This is a genomic window from Candidatus Symbiopectobacterium sp. NZEC135 (assembly GCF_025962695.1).
Map to the genome: position 1 here is coordinate 16,482 of NZ_JAGFPF010000043.1, position 18,676 is coordinate 35,157.

The window sequence follows — 18,676 nt, forward strand, 5'->3', positions numbered from 1 at the left end:
AACGACCCGTAAGGGTTTGAAAAGTAGTAGTTGACATTAGCGGAGCACTAAAATGATCCAAGAACAGACTATGCTGAACGTGGCCGATAACTCCGGTGCACGTCGCGTAATGTGTATCAAGGTTCTAGGTGGCTCGCACCGTCGCTACGCAGGCGTCGGCGATATCATCAAAATTACCATCAAGGAAGCAATTCCTCGCGGTAAGGTGAAAAAAGGCGATGTTCTGAAGGCGGTAGTGGTGCGCACCAAGAAGGGTGTTCGTCGCCCGGACGGTTCTGTCATTCGCTTCGATGGCAATGCATGCGTTATTCTGAACAATAACAGCGAGCAGCCTATCGGTACGCGTATTTTTGGGCCGGTAACTCGTGAACTGCGTTCTGAAAAGTTCATGAAAATTATCTCTCTGGCACCAGAAGTACTCTAAGGAGCGAACCATGGCAGCGAAAATCCGTCGTGATGACGAAGTTATCGTGCTGACCGGCAAAGATAAAGGTAAGCGCGGTAAAGTTAAGAATGTTCTGTCTTCCAGCAAGATCGTTGTTGAAGGTATCAACCTGGTTAAGAAACATCAGAAGCCGGTTCCGGCCCTGAACCAACCAGGTGGCATCGTTGAAAAAGAAGCTGCAATCCAGCTTTCCAACGTTGCACTGTTCAATGCGGCAACTGGTAAGGCTGACCGTGTAGGCTTTAGATTCGAAGACGGCAAAAAAGTCCGTTTCTTTAAATCTACTAGCGAAACTATCAAGTAATTTGGAGTAGTACGATGGCGAAACTGCATGATTACTACAAAGACGAAGTGGTTAGCAAACTGATGACTCAGTTTAGCTACAATTCTGTCATGCAAGTCCCTCGGGTCGAGAAGATCACCCTGAATATGGGTGTTGGTGAAGCGATCGCTGACAAGAAGCTGCTGGATAACGCCGCAGCCGATCTGGCAGCTATCTCCGGTCAAAAACCGTTGATCACCAAAGCACGCAAATCTGTTGCAGGCTTCAAAATCCGCCAGGGCTATCCGATCGGCTGTAAAGTAACTCTGCGTGGCGAACGCATGTGGGAGTTCCTTGAGCGCCTGATTTCCATTGCTGTACCGCGTATTCGTGACTTCCGCGGTCTGTCTGCCAAGTCCTTCGATGGTCGTGGCAACTACAGCATGGGCGTGCGTGAGCAGATCATCTTCCCGGAAATCGACTATGACAAAGTCGATCGCGTTCGTGGTTTGGACATTACCATTACCACCACTGCGAAATCCGATGATGAAGGCCGCGCGCTGCTGGCCGCCTTTAACTTCCCGTTCCGCAAGTAAGGTAGGGTTACTAATGGCTAAGCAATCCATGAAAGCACGCGAAGTCAAACGCGTGAAATTGGCTGAGAAATTCTTTGCTAAACGCACTGAATTGAAAGCTATTATCTCCAATGTGAACTCATCTGACGAAGATCGTTGGGATGCTGTTCTCAAGCTGCAGACTCTGCCGCGTGATTCCAGCCCGTCCCGTCAGCGTAACCGCTGCCGCCAGACAGGTCGTCCGCACGCTTTCCTGCGGAAGTTCGGGTTGAGCCGTATCAAGGTCCGTGAAGCCGCCATGCGCGGTGAAATTCCGGGTCTGAAAAAGGCTAGCTGGTAATTGTCACCAATTGAATCACGGGAGTAAAGACAGATGAGCATGCAAGATCCGATCGCGGACATGCTGACCCGTATACGCAACGGTCAGGCCGCGAACAAAGTTGCGATCACCATGCCTTCCTCCAAGCTGAAAGTGGCAATTGCCAAAGTGCTTAAGGAAGAAGGTTATATTCAAGATTACAAAATCGAAGGCGATACCAAGCCTGAACTGGAAATTTCTCTGAAATACTTCCAGGGCAAGGCAGTGGTAGAAAGCATTCAGCGTATCAGCCGCCCAAGTCTGCGCATCTATAAGAAAAAAGATGAGCTGCCTAAGGTTATGGCTGGTTTAGGAATCGCGGTTGTTTCTACCTCTAAAGGTGTTATGACTGATCGTGCAGCGCGCCAGGCTGGTCTTGGTGGCGAGATTATCTGCTACGTAGCTTAATCGGAGGAAAGAATGTCTCGTGTTGCTAAAGCACCCGTCGTCATTCCTGCCGGCGTAGAGGTAAAACTCAACGGTCAGGTTATTTCGATCAAGGGTAAAAACGGCGAGCTGACTCGCACCATCAACGACGCTGTTGAAGTTACTGTGGCTGACAACGCTCTGACTTTCGCTCCGCGCGAAGGTTTTGTAGACGGTTGGGCACAGGCAGGCACCGCGCGTGCACTGTTGAACGCAGTCGTTATCGGTGTTACCGAAGGCTTCACCAAGAAGCTTCAACTGGTTGGCGTAGGTTACCGTGCCGCAGTTAAAGGCAATGTCGTGAATTTGTCTCTGGGGTACTCACACCCGATTGACCACGCGCTGCCGGCTGGTATCACAGCTGAATGCCCGACTCAAACTGAAATCGTACTGAAAGGTGCTGATAAGCAGGTTATCGGTCAGGTTGCAGCTGATCTGCGCGCTTACCGTCGTCCTGAGCCTTACAAAGGCAAGGGTGTCCGTTACGCCGACGAAGTCGTGCGTATCAAAGAGGCTAAGAAGAAGTAAGGTAACACTATGGATAAGAAATCAGCTCGTATCCGTCGTGCAACCCGCGCACGTCGCAAACTCCAGGAATTGGGAGCGACTCGCCTGGTGGTACATCGTACCCCTCGCCATATTTATGCGCAGGTTATCGCACCGAACGGTTCTGAAATCCTGGTAGCCGCTTCTACTGTAGAAAAAGCTATCGCAGAACAACTGAAGTACACCGGCAACAAAGATGCCGCTGCTGCTGTAGGTAAAGCAGTCGCTGAGCGCGCATTGGAAAAAGGCATTAAAGATGTGTCCTTTGACCGTTCCGGGTTCCAATATCATGGTCGCGTCCAGGCACTGGCAGATGCTGCTCGTGAAGCTGGCCTTCAGTTCTAAGGTAGAGGTGTAAGATGGCACACATCGAAAAACAAGCTGGCGAACTGCAGGAAAAGCTGATCGCGGTAAATCGCGTATCTAAAACCGTTAAAGGTGGTCGTATTTTCAGCTTCACCGCACTGACTGTAGTGGGTGATGGCAACGGTCGCGTTGGTTTTGGTTACGGGAAAGCGCGTGAAGTTCCGGCAGCAATCCAGAAAGCGATGGAAAAAGCCCGTCGCAACATGTTGAATGTCGCGCTGAATGGCGGCACCCTGCAGCACCCGGTTAAAGGTGCTCACACTGGGTCTCGCGTATTCATGCAGCCGGCTTCCGAAGGTACCGGTATCATTGCCGGCGGTGCAATGCGCGCCGTTCTGGAAGTTGCTGGGGTTCATAACGTATTGGCAAAAGCCTATGGTTCCACCAACCCGATTAACGTGGTTCGTGCAACTATCGATGGCTTGGCTAATATGAATTCCCCGGAAATGGTTGCTGCCAAGCGTGGCAAATCCGTTGACGACATTCTGGGATAATTGACCATGGCTAAGACTATTAAGATTACTCAAACCCGTAGTGCAATCGGTCGTCTGCCGAAACATAAGGCAACGCTGCTTGGCCTGGGTCTGCGTCGTATTGGTCATACCGTTGAGCGTGAAGATACGCCTGCTGTACGCGGTATGGTCAACGCGGTTTACTACATGGTTAAAGTGGAGGAGTAACAGATGCGTTTGAATACTCTGTCTCCGGCCGAAGGCGCGAAGCACGCGCCGAAGCGTTTGGGTCGTGGTATCGGTTCTGGCCTCGGTAAAACCGGCGGTCGTGGTCACAAAGGTCAGAAGTCTCGTTCTGGCGGTGGCGTGCGTCGTGGGTTCGAAGGTGGTCAGATGCCGTTGTATCGTCGTCTGCCGAAATTTGGCTTTACCTCTCGCAAAGCGATGATCACAGCGGAAATCCGTCTGTCCGATCTGGCTCGCGTTGATGGCGACGTCGTTGACCTGAACACGCTGAAGGCTGCTAACGTTATTGGCGTTCAGATCGAGTTCGCGAAAGTGATCCTGTCTGGTGAAGTTTCCCGCCCGGTAACGATTCGTGGTCTGCGTGTGACCAAAGGCGCGCGTGCTGCTATCGAAGCTGCTGGCGGTAACATTGAGGAATAAGTAGCAGATGGCTAAGCAACCAGGATTAGATTTTCAAAGTGCTAAGGGTGGCGTTGGCGAGCTGAAACGCAGACTGCTGTTTGTAATCGGCGCGCTCATCGTTTTCCGTATCGGCTCTTTTATTCCGATCCCTGGTATTGATGCCACTGTGCTTGCCAAATTGCTCGAACAACAGCGTGGCACCATCATTGAAATGTTTAACATGTTCTCTGGTGGTGCTCTCAGCCGTGCTTCTATCTTTGCGCTGGGTATTATGCCGTACATTTCGGCCTCTATTATTATCCAGTTGCTGACAGTGGTTCACCCCACGTTGGCGGAAATCAAGAAAGAAGGGGAGGCTGGCCGTCGCAAGATTAGCCAGTACACCCGTTACGGTACGTTGGTACTGGCCATATTCCAGTCAATCGGTATTGCTACCGGTTTACCGAATATGCCAGGAATGCAGGGCCTGGTGATTAATCCGGGCTTTGCATTTTACTTTACGGCTGTTGTAAGTCTGGTGACCGGGACTATGTTCCTGATGTGGCTGGGCGAACAGATTACTGAGCGCGGTATCGGTAACGGTATCTCTATCTTGATCTTTGCGGGTATCGTTGCGGGCTTACCGCCGGCAATTGCCCACACTATCGAGCAAGCTCGGCAAGGCGACCTGCACTTCCTCGTGCTGCTGTTGGTTGCAGTTTTAGTGTTTGCAGTAACCTTCTTCGTTGTTTTCATTGAACGTGGTCAGCGTCGTATCGTCGTTAACTACGCCAAGCGTCAGCAAGGTCGTCGGGTTTATGCAGCACAGAGTACGCACTTACCGCTGAAAGTGAACATGGCAGGGGTTATCCCGGCAATTTTCGCCTCCAGTATCATCCTGTTCCCTGCGACGATTGCATCGTGGTTTGGGGGCGGTACCGGTTGGAACTGGCTGACAACTATTTCGATGTATTTGCAGCCCGGACAACCGCTTTATGTGCTACTCTATGCGACTGCAATCATCTTCTTCTGTTTCTTCTACACGGCGTTGGTTTTCAACCCGCGCGAAACAGCAGATAACCTGAAGAAGTCCGGTGCATTCGTGCCAGGAATTCGTCCGGGAGAGCAAACGGCGAAATACATCGATAAGGTGATGACCCGCCTGACTCTGGTCGGCGCAATGTACATTACCTTTATCTGCCTGATCCCGGAGTTCATGCGTGATGCGATGAAGGTCCCCTTCTATTTTGGGGGTACATCCCTGTTGATCGTCGTCGTGGTCATCATGGACTTTATGGCTCAAGTGCAAACTCTGATGATGTCGAGTCAGTATGAGTCTGCATTGAAGAAAGCAAATCTGAAAGGCTATAACCGCTAATTGGATTGCTTGAGAAGTTACGGAGAGTAAAAATGAAAGTTCGTGCTTCCGTCAAGAAATTATGTCGTAACTGCAAAATCGTTAAGCGTAACGGTGTCGTTCGTGTGATTTGCAGCGCCGAGCCGAAGCATAAACAGCGCCAAGGCTGATTATCTCGCATATTTTTCTTGCAAAGTTGGATTGAGCTGGCTAGATTAGCCAGCCAATCTTTTGTATGTCTGTGCGTTTCCATTTGAGTATCCTGAAAACGGGCTTTTCAGCATGGAGCGTACATATTGAATAATAGGAGTGCATAGTGGCCCGTATAGCAGGCATTAACATTCCTGATCAGAAACATGCCGTGATCGCGTTAACCTCGATCTATGGCGTCGGTAAGACTCGTTCCAAGGCCATTTGTGCTGCGGCGGGTATTGCTGAAGATGTGAAGATCAGTGAGCTGTCTGAAGAGCAAATCGAAACGCTGCGTGTAGAAGTTGCCAAATTCGTTGTCGAAGGTGATCTGCGCCGTGAAATCAGCATGAGCATCAAGCGCCTGATGGACCTTGGTTGCTATCGCGGTTTGCGTCATCGTCGTGGTCTGCCAGTGCGCGGTCAGCGTACTAAGACCAACGCCCGTACCCGTAAGGGTCCGCGCAAACCGATCAAGAAATAATCGGGGTGATTGAATAATGGCAAAAGCACCTATTCGTGCACGTAAGCGTGTAAGAAAACAAGTTTCTGACGGTGTGGCTCATATCCATGCTTCTTTTAACAACACCATCGTGACCATTACCGATCGTCAGGGTAACGCGCTGGGTTGGGCAACAGCCGGTGGTTCCGGTTTCCGTGGTTCTCGTAAATCTACGCCGTTCGCCGCTCAGGTAGCTGCTGAACGTTGCGCTGAAGCCGTGAAAGAATACGGTATCAAGAACTTGGAAGTTATGGTTAAAGGACCTGGTCCGGGCCGTGAGTCTACTATCCGCGCTCTGAACGCGGCTGGTTTCCGCATCACTAATATTACTGATGTGACTCCGATCCCCCATAACGGTTGTCGTCCGCCGAAAAAGCGTCGCGTATAACGCCGCTTTTAGGATAGTTGGAGAAAGAAAATGGCTAGATATTTGGGTCCTAAGCTCAAGCTGAGCCGTCGTGAAGGCACCGACCTGTTCCTTAAGTCCGGTGTTCGCGCGATCGATTCCAAGTGTAAGATCGAACAAGGCCCTGGTCAGCACGGTGCGCGTAAACCGCGTCTGTCTGATTACGGCGTGCAGTTGCGTGAGAAACAAAAAGTTCGCCGTATCTACGGTGTTCTGGAGCGTCAATTCCGTAACTACTATAAAGAAGCTGCTCGTCTGAAAGGCAACACAGGTGCAAACCTGCTGCAACTGCTGGAAGGGCGTCTGGATAACGTGGTTTATCGTATGGGCTTCGGCGCCACTCGTGCGGAAGCGCGTCAGTTGGTGAGCCACAAAGCTGTTATGGTAAACGGTCGCGTTGTCAGCATCGCTTCTTATCAGGTATCACCGAATGATGTCGTCAGCATCCGTGAGAAAGCTAAAAAGCAATCTCGCGTGAAAGCAGCATTGGAGCTGGCTGAACAGCGTGAAAAGCCGACTTGGCTGGAAGTTGATGCTGCCAAGATGGAAGGTGTGTTCAAACGTATTCCTGAACGTACCGATCTGTCTGCGGACATTAATGAACACCTGATCGTCGAGCTTTACTCCAAGTAAAGCTTAGTACCAAAGAGAGGACACAATGCAGGGTTCTGTGACAGAGTTTCTAAAACCGCGCCTGGTTGATATCGAGCAAGTAAGTTCGACGCACGCCAAGGTGACCCTTGAGCCGTTAGAGCGTGGTTTCGGCCATACGCTTGGCAACGCACTGCGCCGTATTCTGCTTTCATCCATGCCAGGTTGCGCGGTGACCGAGGTTGAGATTGATGGTGTACTGCACGAGTACAGCACCAAAGAAGGCGTACAGGAAGATATCCTGGAAATCCTGCTCAACCTGAAAGGGCTGGCGGTGAAAGTTCAGGGCAAAGATGAAGTTATCCTTTCCCTGAATAAATCTGGCATTGGCCCTGTGACTGCAGCAGACATCACCCATGATGGTGATGTCGAAATCGTCAAGCCGCAGCACGTGATCTGCCATCTGACCGATGAAAACGCAGCTATCAGCATGCGTATCAAAGTTCAACGTGGTCGTGGTTATGTGCCGGCTTCTGCCCGTATTCATACGGAAGAAGATGAGCGCCCGATTGGCCGTTTGTTGGTCGATGCTTGCTACAGCCCGGTAGAGCGTATTGCCTACAATGTTGAAGCAGCTCGTGTTGAACAACGTACCGACCTGGACAAGCTGGTCATCGAAATGGAAACCAATGGCACGATCGATCCTGAAGAGGCGATCCGCCGTGCGGCAACCATTCTGGCTGAACAACTGGAAGCTTTTGTTGATTTACGTGATGTACGTCAGCCTGAAGTGAAAGAAGAGAAACCAGAATTCGATCCGATCCTGCTGCGCCCTGTTGACGATCTGGAATTGACTGTCCGCTCTGCTAACTGCCTCAAGGCAGAAGCTATCCACTACATCGGTGATCTGGTACAGCGTACCGAGGTTGAATTGCTGAAAACGCCTAACCTGGGTAAAAAATCTCTTACCGAGATTAAAGATGTGCTCGCCTCACGTGGTCTGTCTCTGGGCATGCGCCTGGAAAACTGGCCGCCGGCAAGCATTGCTGATGAATAACCCGGTCACAGGTTAAGGTTTTACTGAGAAGGATAAGGTCATGCGCCATCGTAAGAGTGGTCGTCAACTGAACCGTAACAGCAGCCATCGTCAGGCTATGTTCCGTAACATGGCTGGTTCTTTGGTTCGTCATGAGATCATCAAGACGACCCTGCCAAAAGCAAAAGAGCTGCGCCGTGTTGTTGAACCGCTGATTACTCTTGCCAAGACCGACAGCGTTGCTAATCGTCGTCTGGCATTCGCCCGTACTCGTGATAACGAGATCGTGGCAAAACTGTTTAATGAACTGGGCCCGCGTTTCGCGAGCCGTGCCGGTGGTTACACTCGCATTCTGAAGTGTGGCTTCCGTGCAGGCGACAACGCGCCGATGGCTTACATCGAGCTGGTTGATCGTTCAGTTGCACAAGCAGAAGAAACCGCTGCTGCTGAGTAATCATCAGCGGTGGGTTAAAAAAACCGGGGCAACCCGGTTTTTTTACGTCTATTGTTTAGCAAATGATGGCTTTGTTAGCGCATCGCGTTTGCTCGCCAATACGCTTCCTGAATCGGAAGCGCATGAAAACCTGCGCCGTCGGTTACGCATGTTGGAACTTAACCTGCAACAGAAAGGGATGAGTACCGATTTTTTACACGGTGAATATGCCGATCGCTTGCACAGTACGTTTTCTGGTGAAAGAATAGCGCCCGAAAAATAGGCTAGCGTGTCAGGAACTGGCGCGTGGCGATGAATCGGATTAACACCGTAACCAAGAGAGATGTGATGAGCACTTATCAGCACAAGAAAGGCAAGATCCAAGACAATGCGCTGGAAGCATTGTTGCATGACCCCTTGTTCCGACAAAGGATTGAGAAGAACAAGAAAGGCAAAGGCAGCTACTGTCGCAAAGGCAAACAGGGCAAGGGCCAAAACTGGGAGGCCAGTGGTAAATCATCAACGGATGCTTTACCACTGGCCTCTCAAATTATGGCTGTACTGGGTCTCGTTGAACGGCGTTACGCTTTCGGCTGCTGATCTTTCAGTAAATCGCGAATCTCAGTTAACAGCGTCGCTTCAGCGCTCGGTTTTGCCGGTGCTGGCGCTTTTTCTTCTTTACGGCGCAGGTTATTCATCACCTTGATGGCCATAAAAATGGCGAACGCAACGATGACAAAATCGAAAATATTTTGCAGGAAGAGGCCGTAGCGCAGCACCACGGCCGGGATATCCCCTTGCGCGTCGCGCAGCACTAATTCGAAATGTTTGAAATCGATGCCGCCCAGCAGTAACCCCAATGGCGGCATAATGATATCGGCCACGAGCGAGGAGACGATCTTGCCAAATGCTGCGCCGATGATGACACCCACTGCCAAATCTACCACGTTGCCGCGCATCGCGAATTCGCGAAACTCTTTTAGCATACTCATGATCCAACTCCTTGATAAAATGAACCTCTAAATTTTAACAAAGCGTTACATAATTGCCAGCGGTGTTGATCTGTCGTCATCGGAGTAGGCCGGTGACCTCTTGTAGGCAAACGCGTTATTCTGCACGAGATTCCCGCCTTTGCGGGAATGACGGCAAGGTACGGGGTTAACGGCAGGATTACAGGAAGAACGGACTGGGTTGGAACAGGCGCTCCACTTCAGGGACAAACTTTTTGTCCGTCAGGAACATGATCACATGATCCCCTTGCTCTATCTTCATGTTGGCGTTGGCAATGATCACTTCGTCACCGCGTACAATGGCACCGATTAAGGTGCCCGGAGGCAATTTGATATCCTCAATCATACGGCCAACCACTTTTGACGTGCCTTCATCGCCGTGCGCAATGGCCTCAATGGCTTCCGCCACGCCGCGTCGTAATGATGAAACGCTGACAATATCCGCTTTACGCACATGACCAAGCAATGCGGAAATCGTTGCTTGCTGTGGCGAAATGGCCACATCGATAACGCTGCCCTGAACCAGATCGACATAGGCGCGTCGCTGGATCAGTACCATGGCTTTTTTTGCCCCCATGCGTTTGGCCAGCATGGCGGACATGATGTTCGCTTCATCGTCGTTGGTAATGGCTATAAACACATCGATTTGTTCGACATGCTCATGCGCCAGCAACTCCTGATCGGACGCATCGCCGTGAAACACAATCGTGTCTTGCAGCAGTTCAGCCAGGGCGATCGCACGTTCTTCGTTCTTTTCGATCAGTTTAACGCTGTAGTCTTTTTCCAGCTTGTGCGCCAACCCCGCGCCGACGTTACCACCGCCGACAATCATGATGCGCTTGTAGGGCTTTTCTAAGCGCTGGAGTTCGCTCATTACGGCGCGAATATGCTGGGAAGCGGCAACAAAGAACACTTCATCGCCCGCTTCGATAATGGTTGAACCCTGCGGACGGATCGGTCTGTCGTGGCGGAAGATCGCGGCGACGCGGGTTTCGATGTGCGGCATATGCTCACGCAGCGCGGAGAGCGCATTACCGATCAGCGGGCCACCGTAGTAAGCGTTCACTGCGGCGATACTTACTTTCCCTTCGGCGAAGTTCACCACCTGTAGCGCACCGGGATACTCGATAAGCTTGTAGATATTGTCGATGACCAACTGTTCCGGTGAGATCAAATGATCGATAGGCACCGCTTCTGCCTGAAACAGTTGCTCACCGGCGCGCACGTATTCTGCGGAGCGAATACGTGCGATGCGATTTGGCGTATTGAACAGCGAGTAGGCGACCTGACAGGCCACCATATTGGTTTCATCCGAGTTCGTGACGGCAACCAGCATGTCAGCATCTTCGGCCCCGGCTTCGCGCAGTACGCGCGGATGGGAGGCGTAGCCAGCGACGACGCGCAAATCGAATTTATCCTGCAACTGCCGCAGTCGCGCGGTGTCAGTATCAACGACAGTAATGTCGTTGTTTTCTCCAGAGAGCGTTTCTGCCAGCGTACCGCCCACCTGACCTGCACCAAGAATAATGATTTTCATGATCTGTGCCCGTTGCCGTTGCTATCAGCCAATGCTCTTAACCAACTTAGCATAAAAGAACCCATCGCCATCCTCTGCCGCCGGTAACTTTTGCAAGCCGGGATGCTGTGCATCACCCGTTTCCACCAGTTCGGCATCCGCATGGCGTGTCAGAAAGGCTCCTATTTGCTGCTGATTCTCTTCCGGTAAGATCGAGCAGGTTGCATAAACCAACGTACCGCCTGCTTTCAGCCGTGGCCAGATGGCCTCCAGAATCTCCTGCTGCAACAGTGCCAGTTCGGCGATATCGCTGTCGCGCCGTAGCCACTTGATATCAGGATGACGGCGGATCACGCCGGTGGCGGAGCAGGGGGCATCGAGCAGAATACGATCGAATTGTTGCTCACCACACCAGGCTGCAGGCTCGCGTCCGTCGCCTTGCCTTACGTCGGCGTGAAGATTAAGGCGTTGTAAATTTTCTTTTACCCGTGCGAGCCGCTGCGGGTCCACATCGACTGCCAATACCTTAGCGTGAGGCGCTGCTTCCAGAATATGGGTGGTTTTCCCACCCGGTGCCGCACACAGATCGAGAATATGTTCATTGTCCTGCGGCGCTAACCAGCGCACGCAACCTTGTGCAGCGACATCTTGCACGGTAACCCAACCTTGCGCGAAGCCGGGCAGCAGGTTTACGGCACAAGGCTCGTTCAGCATGATGGCTTCGCCCTGTTCCGGATGTGACTGCGCGGCGATACCGGCCTCAGTCAGCAGTGTTAAATAGTGTTCTCGTGTGTGGTGCAAGCGGTTGACGCGCAGCCACATCGGGGGGCGCTGGTTGTTGGCCTCAACAATCTGCTGCCACTGCTGCGGGTAAGCTTTCTTGAGACGCGCTAACAGCCACTCGGGGTGAGCGAAGCGCGAGGCATGGTTAGCCGCGCGCTCATCCAACTCGGCCTGCTGGCGTTGGAATTGGCGCAGTACGCCGTTGATCAACCCTTTAAGCTGTGGGCGCTTGAGTGCGATAGCACCGTTAACCGTTTCAGACAGCGCGGCATGTGCCGGGATGCGCGTGTGAGCGAGTTGATAGATACCCACCATAATCAGGTAGTGCAACGTGCGCTGCTTCCCGGTCAGCGTTTTTGCCATCAACTGCTGAATTATCCACTCTAACTGCGGCAACACGCGCAATACGCCGAAGCACAGCTCTTGCAACAGGGCACGATCCTTTTCTGAGATATCACGCTGATATTGTGGCAGTAGTGAGCTTAGCGACTGACCTTTATCGAGCACCTGGCCGATAACGTTCGCGGCGATGGCGCGCAGATTGTATGTTGTTTTCATGGATAGTGATTGTCTGAAACGGTAACGCGCCTGCCATAACAGCAGACGCGATGCCTTTTAATGGATGAATGTATTATGCCAGTACGTTGCCTGGAGTGAACCATTCGCGACGCGAATTGAGCAGATCCAGCACCGACATCGGTTTTTTGCCCGCAGGTTGCAGTTGCAGCAGGTTCAGTACCCCTTGCGCGGTGGCGACCTGTATACCTTGCTTATCTGCACTGATGATCGTGCCGGGTTGTGCGCTATGGTCTGCGTCCAATGCGCTGGCTTTCCACACTTTAACAGGCTGTTCGTCAATGGTGATATAGCTGACAGGCCAGGGATTGAAGGCACGAATGCAGCGTTCCAGTTGCTCGGCACTGAGTGACCAGTCAAGCTTAGCCTCTTCTTTGCTCAGTTTTTCGGCGTAAGTCGCCAGACTGTCATCTTGTTTTTCCGCGGCAGCGGTTCCCTGCGCCAGTGCGGCCAGCGTCGTCAGCAACCCCTGCGGGCCCAGCTCTGCCAGACGATCGTACAGCGAAGCGCTGGTGTCTTGCGGCGTTATCGGGCATGACAACTTATGCAGCATGGCACCGGTATCCAACCCTGCATCCATTTGCATGATGGTGACACCGGTTTCAGCGTCTCCGGCCCAAAGCGAGCGTTGTATCGGTGCTGCACCGCGCCAGCGCGGTAGCAGTGAGCCGTGCACATTGATACAGCCCAGGCGCGGCATATCTAACACCGCCTGCGGCAGGATCAAGCCGTAGGCCACGACCACCATGATATCCGCCTGTAAATCAGCGACCAGTTGCTGATTTTCTGCTGGGCGCAGCGATTTGGGCTGCAACACCGGGACGCCGTGTTGTTCAGCCAACACTTTGACTGGGCTGGGCGTCAGTTTGTTGCCTCGGCCTGCCGGACGATCGGGTTGGGTAAAAACACCCACCACCTGATGCGGTGAAGTCAGCAGCGCGTCAAGGTGGCGCGCTGCGAAGTCAGGTGTACCCGCGAAAATAATGCGTAGGGAGCTTTCGGACACGGCGTTTCCTGCGGTAGTGATAAGATTATGGACGACTGTTCAGTCGGGCCATTTTTTCCAGCTTTTGGCGAATTCTCTGGCGTTTTAACGGCGAGAGATAATCAATAAACAGCTTGCCAACCAGATGGTCCATTTCGTGTTGGATACAGATTGCCAACAGGCCATCGGCTTCCAGCTCAAACGGGTTACCTTCCCGGTCCAGCGCTTTGACCTTCACGCGCTCAGCCCGTGGCACCAGCGCACGGGTTTCAGGAATGGACAGACAACCCTCTTCAATACCGGTATCGCCGTCTTTTTCCAGCAGTTCTGGGTTGATCAACACCAAACGCTGATCGCGTTCTTCGGAAACGTCAATCACGATAATGCGCTGATGTACGTCCACCTGACTCGCAGCAAGGCCGATGCCTTCTTCTTCGTACATGGTGTCGAACATATCATCGACGATGCGCTGAATTTCTGCATTAACCTCTGCGACAGGTTTCGCGATAGTGCGAAGCCGCTCGTCTGGAAAATGTAATACCTGCAAAACTGACATAGTTGATTTCGATCTTTATCCGGTTGATGAAAGCGTATCTGGATCTATTCTAGACATTTCCGGTTCTGATTGACAGCATTTGCCCTGTAAAGCGCAATGGCACAAGGATGAACGCATGCAGGACGTGGAGCTGTGGCTGCGGTTAATGAACGTGCGCCGCCTCAACGCGGCGAAAACGGTGCAATTGGTGGAGCGATTACGTCCGCTGACGGAGGTCACCGCCGAGGCACTGTCTGCGCTGGCTCTGTCTGAAGAGCAGGTCACGCAATTTTTCACGCTGGATGAAAGGGAGTATGAAACGGCATTACGTTGGCTGGAGGAACCGACTCACCATCTGCTTACGTACGCAGACGCGCGCTATCCCCCCTTACTGCGGCAGATCCCTGCTTCGCCTCGGGCACTGTTTGTGCGTGGTAACCCCCAGCTTCTCTGTGCTCCTCAACTTGCTATGGTCGGCAGCCGTCACCCTTCTGCCTATGGTGCGCAGTGGGGACACTATTTTGCGCAGGAACTGGTGTTAAATGGTTTTGTTATCACCAGCGGTTTGGCGTTAGGCATCGATGGCGTGGCGCATCAGACGGCGCTGGATGCCGGCGGGAAAAGCGTGGCGGTGCTGGGCAATGGATTACAGCAGATGTATCCCCGTCGCCATCGTGCGCTGGCAGAACGGTTGGTGGAGCAAGACGGTGCGCTTGTTTCCGAATTTCCCCTGAATGAGCCCCCGAGGGCAATCAACTTTCCCCGCCGTAATCGTATCATCAGCGGAATGAGCCTCGGCGTGCTGATTGTCGAAGCTTCCCTGCGCAGCGGTTCTTTAGTCACGGCGCGCTGTGCGTTGGAGCAGAATCGCGAACTCTTTGCGCTACCGGGTGCTTTGGATAACCCCATGACACAGGGTACGCACTGGCTTATCCAGCAGGGAGCCTATCTGATTACCTGCCCCAAAGACATCATTGAACAGTTAGGCAGTGGGTTATCCTGGCTGTCCCTTGGCGAAAATGAAACTATTTCTGCTCTGGACGCCGATGTGGAATTGCCATTTGCCGACGTGTTGGCTAACGTAGGAGATGAGGTTACACCTGTTGATGTTGTCGCTGAACGTGCGGGCCAACCTGTGCCAGAGGTAGTAGGTAAGTTGCTGGATCTGGAGTTAGCAGGATGGATAGAAGCAGTACCCGGCGGCTATGTCCGATTGAGGAGGGCTGGCCATGTTCGACGTACTCATGTACTTGTTTGAAACTTACATCCACAACGAAACGGAACTACGCGTTGATCAGGATGCGTTAACTGATGACCTCACGCGGGCGGGGTTCGATCGTGCTGATATCTATAGCGCATTGAACTGGCTGGAGCGCCTGGCGGATTTGCAGGAAGGCAAAGAAGTGCCTTTTGCCTTGGCAAGCGATCCCCATGCACTGCGCATTTATACGCAGGAAGAGGAGCAGCGCTTCGACACCGAGTGCCGGGGCTTTTTGTTGTTCCTGGAGCAAATCAACGTGTTGAATCTTGAAACGCGTGAGATGGTGATCGACCGTGTGATGGCGCTGGATACCTTATCATTCGATCTGGACGATCTTAAATGGGTGATCCTCATGGTGTTGTTCAATCTACCCGGATGTGAAAACGCCTACCAGCAAATGGAAGATCTGCTGTTTGAAGCAGATGAGGAGTATTTGCATTAAACCGACAAGTCAGAATAAACCATGGTAACCCCTGCGCTTATGGCAGATAAAAAGGCGGAGTGCTGCCCTGAGTGCGGCGCGCCGCTGGTGATTCGCTCCAGCCGCCGCGGCCCTTTTTTGGGCTGCTCACGCTACCCGGAGTGCGAATTCGTGCGTCCGCTGAAAGCCAATGCGGATGGCCATATTGTGAAGGAGCTGTCTGGGCAACTCTGCCCGCAGTGCCAGGGGACGCTGGTGTTGCGGCAGGGGCGCTATGGCATGTTTATTGGCTGTAGTAACTACCCAGCGTGTGACCATACCGAGGTCATCGACCGCCCGGATGAAACCACATTAACCTGTCCACAATGTGGCAAAGGCAAACTGCTGCAACGTAAATCGCGCTTTGGCAAAGTGTTTCACGCCTGTGAGCGTTACCCGGAGTGCCAATTTGCGCTCAACCATAAACCGGTGGCGGGAACGTGTCCAACCTGCCACTATCCGCTCTTGTTCGAAAAGAAAACGGCGCAGGGCGTCAAACGTTTTTGCGCCAGTAAAGCCTGTGGAAAGCCGGTAACGGCAGAAGTTGATACCAATGAGTAATGCAGTGAATGAACAACCGGTTTCTGTCATTCAGGAACTGATAAAGCAGAATGTCATCGCCTATCCGACCGAAGCGGTTTTTGGCTTAGGGTGCGATCCTGACAGTGAAGCCGCAGTGATGCAACTGCTGGTCTTGAAACAACGGCCCGTCGAAAAGGGGTTGATCCTGATCGCGGCTGATTATCAACAGCTCACTCCCTATATTGATGACAGCCAGCTCAACGCTGAGCAAAAGGCGGTGATGTTTGCCTCCTGGCCGGGACCGGTAACGTGGGTGATGCCCGCCAGGCCGAGTACGCCGCGTTGGTTGACCGGACAATTCTCATCGTTGGCGGTGCGCGTTAGCGCGCATCCTCTTGTGCGTGAACTTTGCCTGGCGTTTGGCAAGCCCATCGTTTCAACCAGCGCCAATCTGACTGGGTTACCGCCGTGTCGCACTGCACAAGAGGTTTTGGAGCAGTTTGGCGAGGCTTTCCCTGTGCTGCACGGAGAAACCTCCGGGCGGCAGAATCCGTCTGAAATTCGGGATGTCCTGACGGGCAACCTGATACGACAAGGTTAACAAGTGGAGATATCGGTGTCTGAAGTAAGGTCATTCGCGGTTTTTGGTCATCCTATTGCGCACAGCAAATCGCCACAGATCCATGCGCTGTTTTCCGAGCAAGCCGGGATCCCTTTGACGTATGAACGCCTGTTGGCACCGCTCGACAGTTTTGAACAAACGCTGCGTGATTTTTTTCAGGCAGGGGCGTTGGGGGCGAATATCACCATGCCCTTCAAGGAGCGCGCCTATCAGGAAGTCGATGAACTGAGCCAACGCGCCTCGTTAGCCGGCGCGGTCAATACCGTGAAGCGGCTCGAAGACGGCCGGTTGCTGGGGGATAATACCGACGGCATCGGGCTACTGAGTGATTTGCAACGTCTTGCGCTGGTGACGCCGCAGGATCGGGTGCTGTTGATTGGTGCTGGTGGTGCCAGCCGTGGCGTAATTCAGCCATTATTGAGCCATGGGTGTTCGCTGGTGGTGACCAATCGGACGTTTGCCAAGGCAGAAGCGCTCGCGACACTGTTTCAGCCGGTGGGACCGATTGAAGCGTTGCCGCTGGATGGGCTCGAAGGCGAAAACTTCGATCTGATCATCAACGCCACCTCGTCAGGGATCGCCGGCGATATTCCCGATCTGCCTGCCTCGTTGATCACGGCTTCTACGCGCTGTTATGACATGTTCTATCAAGCCAGCCTGACACCGTTTTTACTGTGGTGCCAGCAGCAGGGGGCGTCACAGTTGGCGGATGGATTTGGTATGTTGATCAATCAGGCGGCACATGCGTTTTTCCTCTGGCACGGTGTGATGCCCGATACCACGCCGGTGATCGAACAGATGAAAAAAACACTTAACGCATGAATCAGTCGATCCAGTTTCCCGATCGCGAAGCGTGGAGCGAAGAGGATCGTATGATCTATTTCCCTGTGCTGGTCAGCGGTTTTCAGCGTGAATGCCGTATCAGTGCCGCGCAACTTCAGACGCGTTTTGGCGGAACCGATGCGGATAGCTGGCTGGCATTGTTCAGAGAGCACCGCTGGGATATCGAAGATCTTTTCGAAGCTCGGGTGCTCAATGAACAAGATGACAGTGAGGGATATTACTCGCTGTCCTGAGCCAGATAGTCGTTCTTCCACGTGGCGTAGTTATTGGCGGAGTAGCGTAAACCCTCGATCTCTTCTGCTGTCAGTGGCCGGATTTGCTTCACTGGACTGCCAAGATAGAGATAACCACTCTGCAAGCGCTTACCGGGCGGTACCAGACTGCCCGCGCCAATCATCACATCATCTTCTACGATAACGCCATCCAGCAGGATCGATCCCATACCGACCAATACACGGTTGCCGATGGTGCAACCGTGTAGCATGACTTTATGGCCTACGGTGACCTCTTCACCAACGATCAACGGATTACCCTGCGGATTGCTCGCTGAGCGGTGGGTTACGTGCAATACGCTGCCATCCTGGATATTGGTGCGTGCGCCGATGTGGATTTCATGCACGTCGCCACGGATCGTGACTAATGGCCAGATGCTGACATCATCACCAAGCGTCGTGTTGCCGATCACAACGCTGGAGGGATCGATCATCACGTTTTTCCCGACAGTGGGGAACGCATCCTTATAAGAACGCAATGCGTGGGAGCCCATATTTACCTCTCAATACATTCGAAAAGAGTAACTTACCCTAATTGTGGTCCTGCTGCTGCCAGAAGCAGCAAAAGTAGGTTGAAAATAGCGCGGGTTGCGCAGGATCTCAACGAAGGGGGTAAAAAACGCGCGAACAGAAAAAAAGATCCAAAAAAGGGGTTGTGTAAATTACTGGGATCCCTATAATGCGCCTCCGTTGACACGACACGAAGCGATTCAAGGCGAG

Annotated in this window: 31 protein-coding genes; 25 read left to right on the top strand and 6 right to left on the bottom strand. The window is 52.7% G+C overall.

Annotated elements, in window-relative coordinates:
* The first annotated feature begins 52 nt into the window (after positions 1-52).
* The 19 genes from rplN (at position 53) to J5224_RS17790 (ending at position 9,171) form a co-directional block, all read left to right on the top strand.
* Positions 53-424: a 50S ribosomal protein L14 gene (rplN, locus tag J5224_RS17700; RefSeq protein WP_023479426.1), complete on the top strand. Its 372-nt coding sequence runs from the start codon at positions 53-55 to the stop codon at positions 422-424.
* A 10-nt stretch (positions 425-434) separates the two neighbouring features.
* Positions 435-749, top strand: a complete 315-nt coding sequence (gene rplX / locus J5224_RS17705; RefSeq protein WP_222158733.1) for a 50S ribosomal protein L24 — start codon at positions 435-437, stop codon at positions 747-749.
* 14 nt (positions 750-763) lie between these two features.
* Positions 764-1,303, top strand: a complete 540-nt coding sequence (gene rplE, locus J5224_RS17710; protein WP_222158732.1) for a 50S ribosomal protein L5 — start codon at positions 764-766, stop codon at positions 1,301-1,303.
* 13 nt (positions 1,304-1,316) lie between these two features.
* On the top strand, positions 1,317-1,622 hold the full coding sequence (rpsN, locus tag J5224_RS17715) for a 30S ribosomal protein S14 (protein ID WP_264626619.1): 306 nt from the start codon (positions 1,317-1,319) through the stop codon (positions 1,620-1,622).
* A gap of 33 nt (positions 1,623-1,655) precedes the next feature.
* On the top strand, positions 1,656-2,048 hold the full coding sequence (rpsH, locus tag J5224_RS17720; protein WP_222158730.1) for a 30S ribosomal protein S8: 393 nt from the start codon (positions 1,656-1,658) through the stop codon (positions 2,046-2,048).
* A 12-nt stretch (positions 2,049-2,060) separates the two neighbouring features.
* On the top strand, positions 2,061-2,594 hold the full coding sequence (gene rplF / locus J5224_RS17725) for a 50S ribosomal protein L6 (protein ID WP_264626620.1): 534 nt from the start codon (positions 2,061-2,063) through the stop codon (positions 2,592-2,594).
* 9 nt (positions 2,595-2,603) lie between these two features.
* Entirely contained in the window at positions 2,604-2,957 is a 354-nt protein-coding gene (gene rplR, locus J5224_RS17730; protein ID WP_080884204.1) for a 50S ribosomal protein L18, read from the top strand.
* A 14-nt stretch (positions 2,958-2,971) separates the two neighbouring features.
* Positions 2,972-3,472: a 30S ribosomal protein S5 gene (rpsE, locus tag J5224_RS17735; RefSeq protein ID WP_222158728.1), complete on the top strand. Its 501-nt coding sequence runs from the start codon at positions 2,972-2,974 to the stop codon at positions 3,470-3,472.
* A 6-nt stretch (positions 3,473-3,478) separates the two neighbouring features.
* Positions 3,479-3,658 (top strand): 50S ribosomal protein L30, encoded by a 180-nt coding sequence (gene rpmD / locus J5224_RS17740; RefSeq protein ID WP_038016616.1) that lies wholly within the window; start codon positions 3,479-3,481, stop codon positions 3,656-3,658.
* A gap of 3 nt (positions 3,659-3,661) precedes the next feature.
* Positions 3,662-4,096 (top strand): 50S ribosomal protein L15, encoded by a 435-nt coding sequence (gene rplO / locus J5224_RS17745; RefSeq protein ID WP_264626621.1) that lies wholly within the window; start codon positions 3,662-3,664, stop codon positions 4,094-4,096.
* A gap of 7 nt (positions 4,097-4,103) precedes the next feature.
* On the top strand, positions 4,104-5,435 hold the full coding sequence (secY, locus tag J5224_RS17750) for a preprotein translocase subunit SecY (RefSeq protein ID WP_222158726.1): 1,332 nt from the start codon (positions 4,104-4,106) through the stop codon (positions 5,433-5,435).
* Positions 5,436-5,467: 32 nt separating this feature from the next.
* The gene (gene rpmJ / locus J5224_RS17755; RefSeq protein ID WP_002227352.1) at positions 5,468-5,584 is read left to right on the top strand and encodes a 50S ribosomal protein L36; all 117 of its coding nucleotides are present in this window, start codon (positions 5,468-5,470) and stop codon (positions 5,582-5,584) included.
* A gap of 146 nt (positions 5,585-5,730) precedes the next feature.
* Positions 5,731-6,087, top strand: a complete 357-nt coding sequence (gene rpsM, locus J5224_RS17760) for a 30S ribosomal protein S13 (protein ID WP_222158725.1) — start codon at positions 5,731-5,733, stop codon at positions 6,085-6,087.
* 16 nt (positions 6,088-6,103) lie between these two features.
* On the top strand, positions 6,104-6,493 hold the full coding sequence (gene rpsK / locus J5224_RS17765) for a 30S ribosomal protein S11 (RefSeq protein ID WP_002919257.1): 390 nt from the start codon (positions 6,104-6,106) through the stop codon (positions 6,491-6,493).
* Between the two features lie 30 nt (positions 6,494-6,523).
* Entirely contained in the window at positions 6,524-7,144 is a 621-nt protein-coding gene (rpsD, locus tag J5224_RS17770) for a 30S ribosomal protein S4 (protein WP_195316370.1), read from the top strand.
* Between the two features lie 25 nt (positions 7,145-7,169).
* Positions 7,170-8,159, top strand: a complete 990-nt coding sequence (locus J5224_RS17775) for a DNA-directed RNA polymerase subunit alpha (protein ID WP_264626622.1) — start codon at positions 7,170-7,172, stop codon at positions 8,157-8,159.
* 40 nt (positions 8,160-8,199) lie between these two features.
* Complete coding sequence (gene rplQ / locus J5224_RS17780; RefSeq protein ID WP_195316372.1) at positions 8,200-8,592, top strand: 50S ribosomal protein L17; 393 nt, start codon at positions 8,200-8,202, stop codon at positions 8,590-8,592.
* Positions 8,558-8,854, top strand: a complete 297-nt coding sequence (locus J5224_RS17785; protein WP_264626623.1) for a hypothetical protein — start codon at positions 8,558-8,560, stop codon at positions 8,852-8,854. The genes rplQ and J5224_RS17785 overlap by 35 nt, the downstream gene beginning before the upstream one ends.
* Positions 8,855-8,919: 65 nt before the next feature.
* The gene (locus tag J5224_RS17790; protein WP_264626634.1) at positions 8,920-9,171 is read left to right on the top strand and encodes an alternative ribosome-rescue factor A; all 252 of its coding nucleotides are present in this window, start codon (positions 8,920-8,922) and stop codon (positions 9,169-9,171) included.
* Here J5224_RS17790 and mscL read toward each other — a convergent pair.
* The 5 genes from mscL to def all read right to left on the bottom strand — a co-directional run bounded on the left by mscL (position 9,153) and on the right by def (position 13,997).
* Positions 9,153-9,563 (bottom strand): large-conductance mechanosensitive channel protein MscL, encoded by a 411-nt coding sequence (gene mscL / locus J5224_RS17795; RefSeq protein WP_195316374.1) that lies wholly within the window; start codon positions 9,561-9,563, stop codon positions 9,153-9,155. The two genes, J5224_RS17790 and mscL, sit on opposite strands and share 19 nt — an antisense overlap.
* Positions 9,564-9,741: 178 nt before the next feature.
* On the bottom strand, positions 9,742-11,118 hold the full coding sequence (trkA, locus tag J5224_RS17800; RefSeq protein WP_264626624.1) for a Trk system potassium transporter TrkA: 1,377 nt from the start codon (positions 11,116-11,118) through the stop codon (positions 9,742-9,744).
* Between the two features lie 24 nt (positions 11,119-11,142).
* Positions 11,143-12,438 carry a 16S rRNA (cytosine(967)-C(5))-methyltransferase RsmB gene (rsmB, locus tag J5224_RS17805; protein WP_264626625.1) on the bottom strand — a complete coding sequence of 432 codons (1,296 nt, stop codon included), beginning with the start codon at positions 12,436-12,438 and terminating at the stop codon, positions 11,143-11,145.
* A gap of 73 nt (positions 12,439-12,511) precedes the next feature.
* Complete coding sequence (gene fmt / locus J5224_RS17810; RefSeq protein ID WP_264626626.1) at positions 12,512-13,462, bottom strand: methionyl-tRNA formyltransferase; 951 nt, start codon at positions 13,460-13,462, stop codon at positions 12,512-12,514.
* Positions 13,463-13,487: 25 nt separating this feature from the next.
* Entirely contained in the window at positions 13,488-13,997 is a 510-nt protein-coding gene (gene def, locus J5224_RS17815; protein WP_264626627.1) for a peptide deformylase, read from the bottom strand.
* Between the two features lie 115 nt (positions 13,998-14,112).
* Here def and dprA point away from each other — a divergent pair, with 115 nt between their 5' ends.
* Genes dprA through J5224_RS17845 form a run of 6 tightly spaced genes read left to right on the top strand, consistent with a single transcriptional unit; the run spans position 14,113 to position 17,917 of the window.
* Positions 14,113-15,234, top strand: coding sequence for a DNA-protecting protein DprA (gene dprA / locus J5224_RS17820; RefSeq protein WP_264626628.1), 1,122 nt, complete (start codon positions 14,113-14,115; stop codon positions 15,232-15,234).
* Positions 15,206-15,679, top strand: a complete 474-nt coding sequence (locus J5224_RS17825) for a DUF494 family protein (RefSeq protein WP_195316380.1) — start codon at positions 15,206-15,208, stop codon at positions 15,677-15,679. Before dprA ends, J5224_RS17825 begins: the two co-directional genes overlap by 29 nt.
* Positions 15,680-15,700: 21 nt before the next feature.
* Positions 15,701-16,258: a type I DNA topoisomerase gene (locus tag J5224_RS17830; RefSeq protein WP_264626629.1), complete on the top strand. Its 558-nt coding sequence runs from the start codon at positions 15,701-15,703 to the stop codon at positions 16,256-16,258.
* A complete protein-coding gene (tsaC, locus tag J5224_RS17835) occupies positions 16,251-16,820 on the top strand; it encodes an L-threonylcarbamoyladenylate synthase type 1 TsaC (protein WP_264626630.1) in 570 nt (189 codons plus the stop codon). Before J5224_RS17830 ends, tsaC begins: the two co-directional genes overlap by 8 nt.
* 15 nt (positions 16,821-16,835) lie before the next feature.
* Positions 16,836-17,663, top strand: coding sequence for a shikimate dehydrogenase (gene aroE / locus J5224_RS17840; RefSeq protein WP_264626631.1), 828 nt, complete (start codon positions 16,836-16,838; stop codon positions 17,661-17,663).
* The gene (locus tag J5224_RS17845; protein ID WP_264626632.1) at positions 17,660-17,917 is read left to right on the top strand and encodes a DUF1488 domain-containing protein; all 258 of its coding nucleotides are present in this window, start codon (positions 17,660-17,662) and stop codon (positions 17,915-17,917) included. The genes aroE and J5224_RS17845 overlap by 4 nt, the downstream gene beginning before the upstream one ends.
* Here the strand turns inward: J5224_RS17845 and J5224_RS17850 are convergent.
* Positions 17,902-18,450 carry a gamma carbonic anhydrase family protein gene (locus J5224_RS17850; protein WP_264626633.1) on the bottom strand — a complete coding sequence of 183 codons (549 nt, stop codon included), beginning with the start codon at positions 18,448-18,450 and terminating at the stop codon, positions 17,902-17,904. The genes J5224_RS17845 and J5224_RS17850 overlap by 16 nt on opposite strands.
* Positions 18,451-18,676 lie beyond the last annotated feature (226 nt).

What these genes read in the sequence shown, in the direction of transcription:
- rplN (WP_023479426.1), top strand. Translation starts at nt 53, where the DNA reads ATGATCCAAGAACAGACTATGCTGAACGTGGCCGATAACTCCGGTGCA.
- rplX (WP_222158733.1), top strand. Translation starts at nt 435, where the DNA reads ATGGCAGCGAAAATCCGTCGTGATGACGAAGTTATCGTGCTGACCGGC.
- rplE (WP_222158732.1), top strand. Translation starts at nt 764, where the DNA reads ATGGCGAAACTGCATGATTACTACAAAGACGAAGTGGTTAGCAAACTG.
- rpsN (WP_264626619.1), top strand. Translation starts at nt 1,317, where the DNA reads ATGGCTAAGCAATCCATGAAAGCACGCGAAGTCAAACGCGTGAAATTG.
- rpsH (WP_222158730.1), top strand. Translation starts at nt 1,656, where the DNA reads ATGAGCATGCAAGATCCGATCGCGGACATGCTGACCCGTATACGCAAC.
- rplF (WP_264626620.1), top strand. Translation starts at nt 2,061, where the DNA reads ATGTCTCGTGTTGCTAAAGCACCCGTCGTCATTCCTGCCGGCGTAGAG.
- rplR (WP_080884204.1), top strand. Translation starts at nt 2,604, where the DNA reads ATGGATAAGAAATCAGCTCGTATCCGTCGTGCAACCCGCGCACGTCGC.
- rpsE (WP_222158728.1), top strand. Translation starts at nt 2,972, where the DNA reads ATGGCACACATCGAAAAACAAGCTGGCGAACTGCAGGAAAAGCTGATC.
- rpmD (WP_038016616.1), top strand. Translation starts at nt 3,479, where the DNA reads ATGGCTAAGACTATTAAGATTACTCAAACCCGTAGTGCAATCGGTCGT.
- rplO (WP_264626621.1), top strand. Translation starts at nt 3,662, where the DNA reads ATGCGTTTGAATACTCTGTCTCCGGCCGAAGGCGCGAAGCACGCGCCG.
- secY (WP_222158726.1), top strand. Translation starts at nt 4,104, where the DNA reads ATGGCTAAGCAACCAGGATTAGATTTTCAAAGTGCTAAGGGTGGCGTT.
- rpmJ (WP_002227352.1), top strand. Translation starts at nt 5,468, where the DNA reads ATGAAAGTTCGTGCTTCCGTCAAGAAATTATGTCGTAACTGCAAAATC.
- rpsK (WP_002919257.1), top strand. Translation starts at nt 6,104, where the DNA reads ATGGCAAAAGCACCTATTCGTGCACGTAAGCGTGTAAGAAAACAAGTT.
- rpsD (WP_195316370.1), top strand. Translation starts at nt 6,524, where the DNA reads ATGGCTAGATATTTGGGTCCTAAGCTCAAGCTGAGCCGTCGTGAAGGC.
- J5224_RS17775 (WP_264626622.1), top strand. Translation starts at nt 7,170, where the DNA reads ATGCAGGGTTCTGTGACAGAGTTTCTAAAACCGCGCCTGGTTGATATC.
- rplQ (WP_195316372.1), top strand. Translation starts at nt 8,200, where the DNA reads ATGCGCCATCGTAAGAGTGGTCGTCAACTGAACCGTAACAGCAGCCAT.
- J5224_RS17790 (WP_264626634.1), top strand. Translation starts at nt 8,920, where the DNA reads ATGAGCACTTATCAGCACAAGAAAGGCAAGATCCAAGACAATGCGCTG.
- mscL (WP_195316374.1), bottom strand. Translation starts at nt 9,563, where the DNA reads ATGAGTATGCTAAAAGAGTTTCGCGAATTCGCGATGCGCGGCAACGTG.
- trkA (WP_264626624.1), bottom strand. Translation starts at nt 11,118, where the DNA reads ATGAAAATCATTATTCTTGGTGCAGGTCAGGTGGGCGGTACGCTGGCA.
- rsmB (WP_264626625.1), bottom strand. Translation starts at nt 12,438, where the DNA reads ATGAAAACAACATACAATCTGCGCGCCATCGCCGCGAACGTTATCGGC.
- def (WP_264626627.1), bottom strand. Translation starts at nt 13,997, where the DNA reads ATGTCAGTTTTGCAGGTATTACATTTTCCAGACGAGCGGCTTCGCACT.
- dprA (WP_264626628.1), top strand. Translation starts at nt 14,113, where the DNA reads ATGCAGGACGTGGAGCTGTGGCTGCGGTTAATGAACGTGCGCCGCCTC.
- J5224_RS17825 (WP_195316380.1), top strand. Translation starts at nt 15,206, where the DNA reads ATGTTCGACGTACTCATGTACTTGTTTGAAACTTACATCCACAACGAA.
- J5224_RS17830 (WP_264626629.1), top strand. Translation starts at nt 15,701, where the DNA reads ATGGTAACCCCTGCGCTTATGGCAGATAAAAAGGCGGAGTGCTGCCCT.
- tsaC (WP_264626630.1), top strand. Translation starts at nt 16,251, where the DNA reads ATGAGTAATGCAGTGAATGAACAACCGGTTTCTGTCATTCAGGAACTG.
- J5224_RS17845 (WP_264626632.1), top strand. Translation starts at nt 17,660, where the DNA reads ATGAATCAGTCGATCCAGTTTCCCGATCGCGAAGCGTGGAGCGAAGAG.
- J5224_RS17850 (WP_264626633.1), bottom strand. Translation starts at nt 18,450, where the DNA reads ATGGGCTCCCACGCATTGCGTTCTTATAAGGATGCGTTCCCCACTGTC.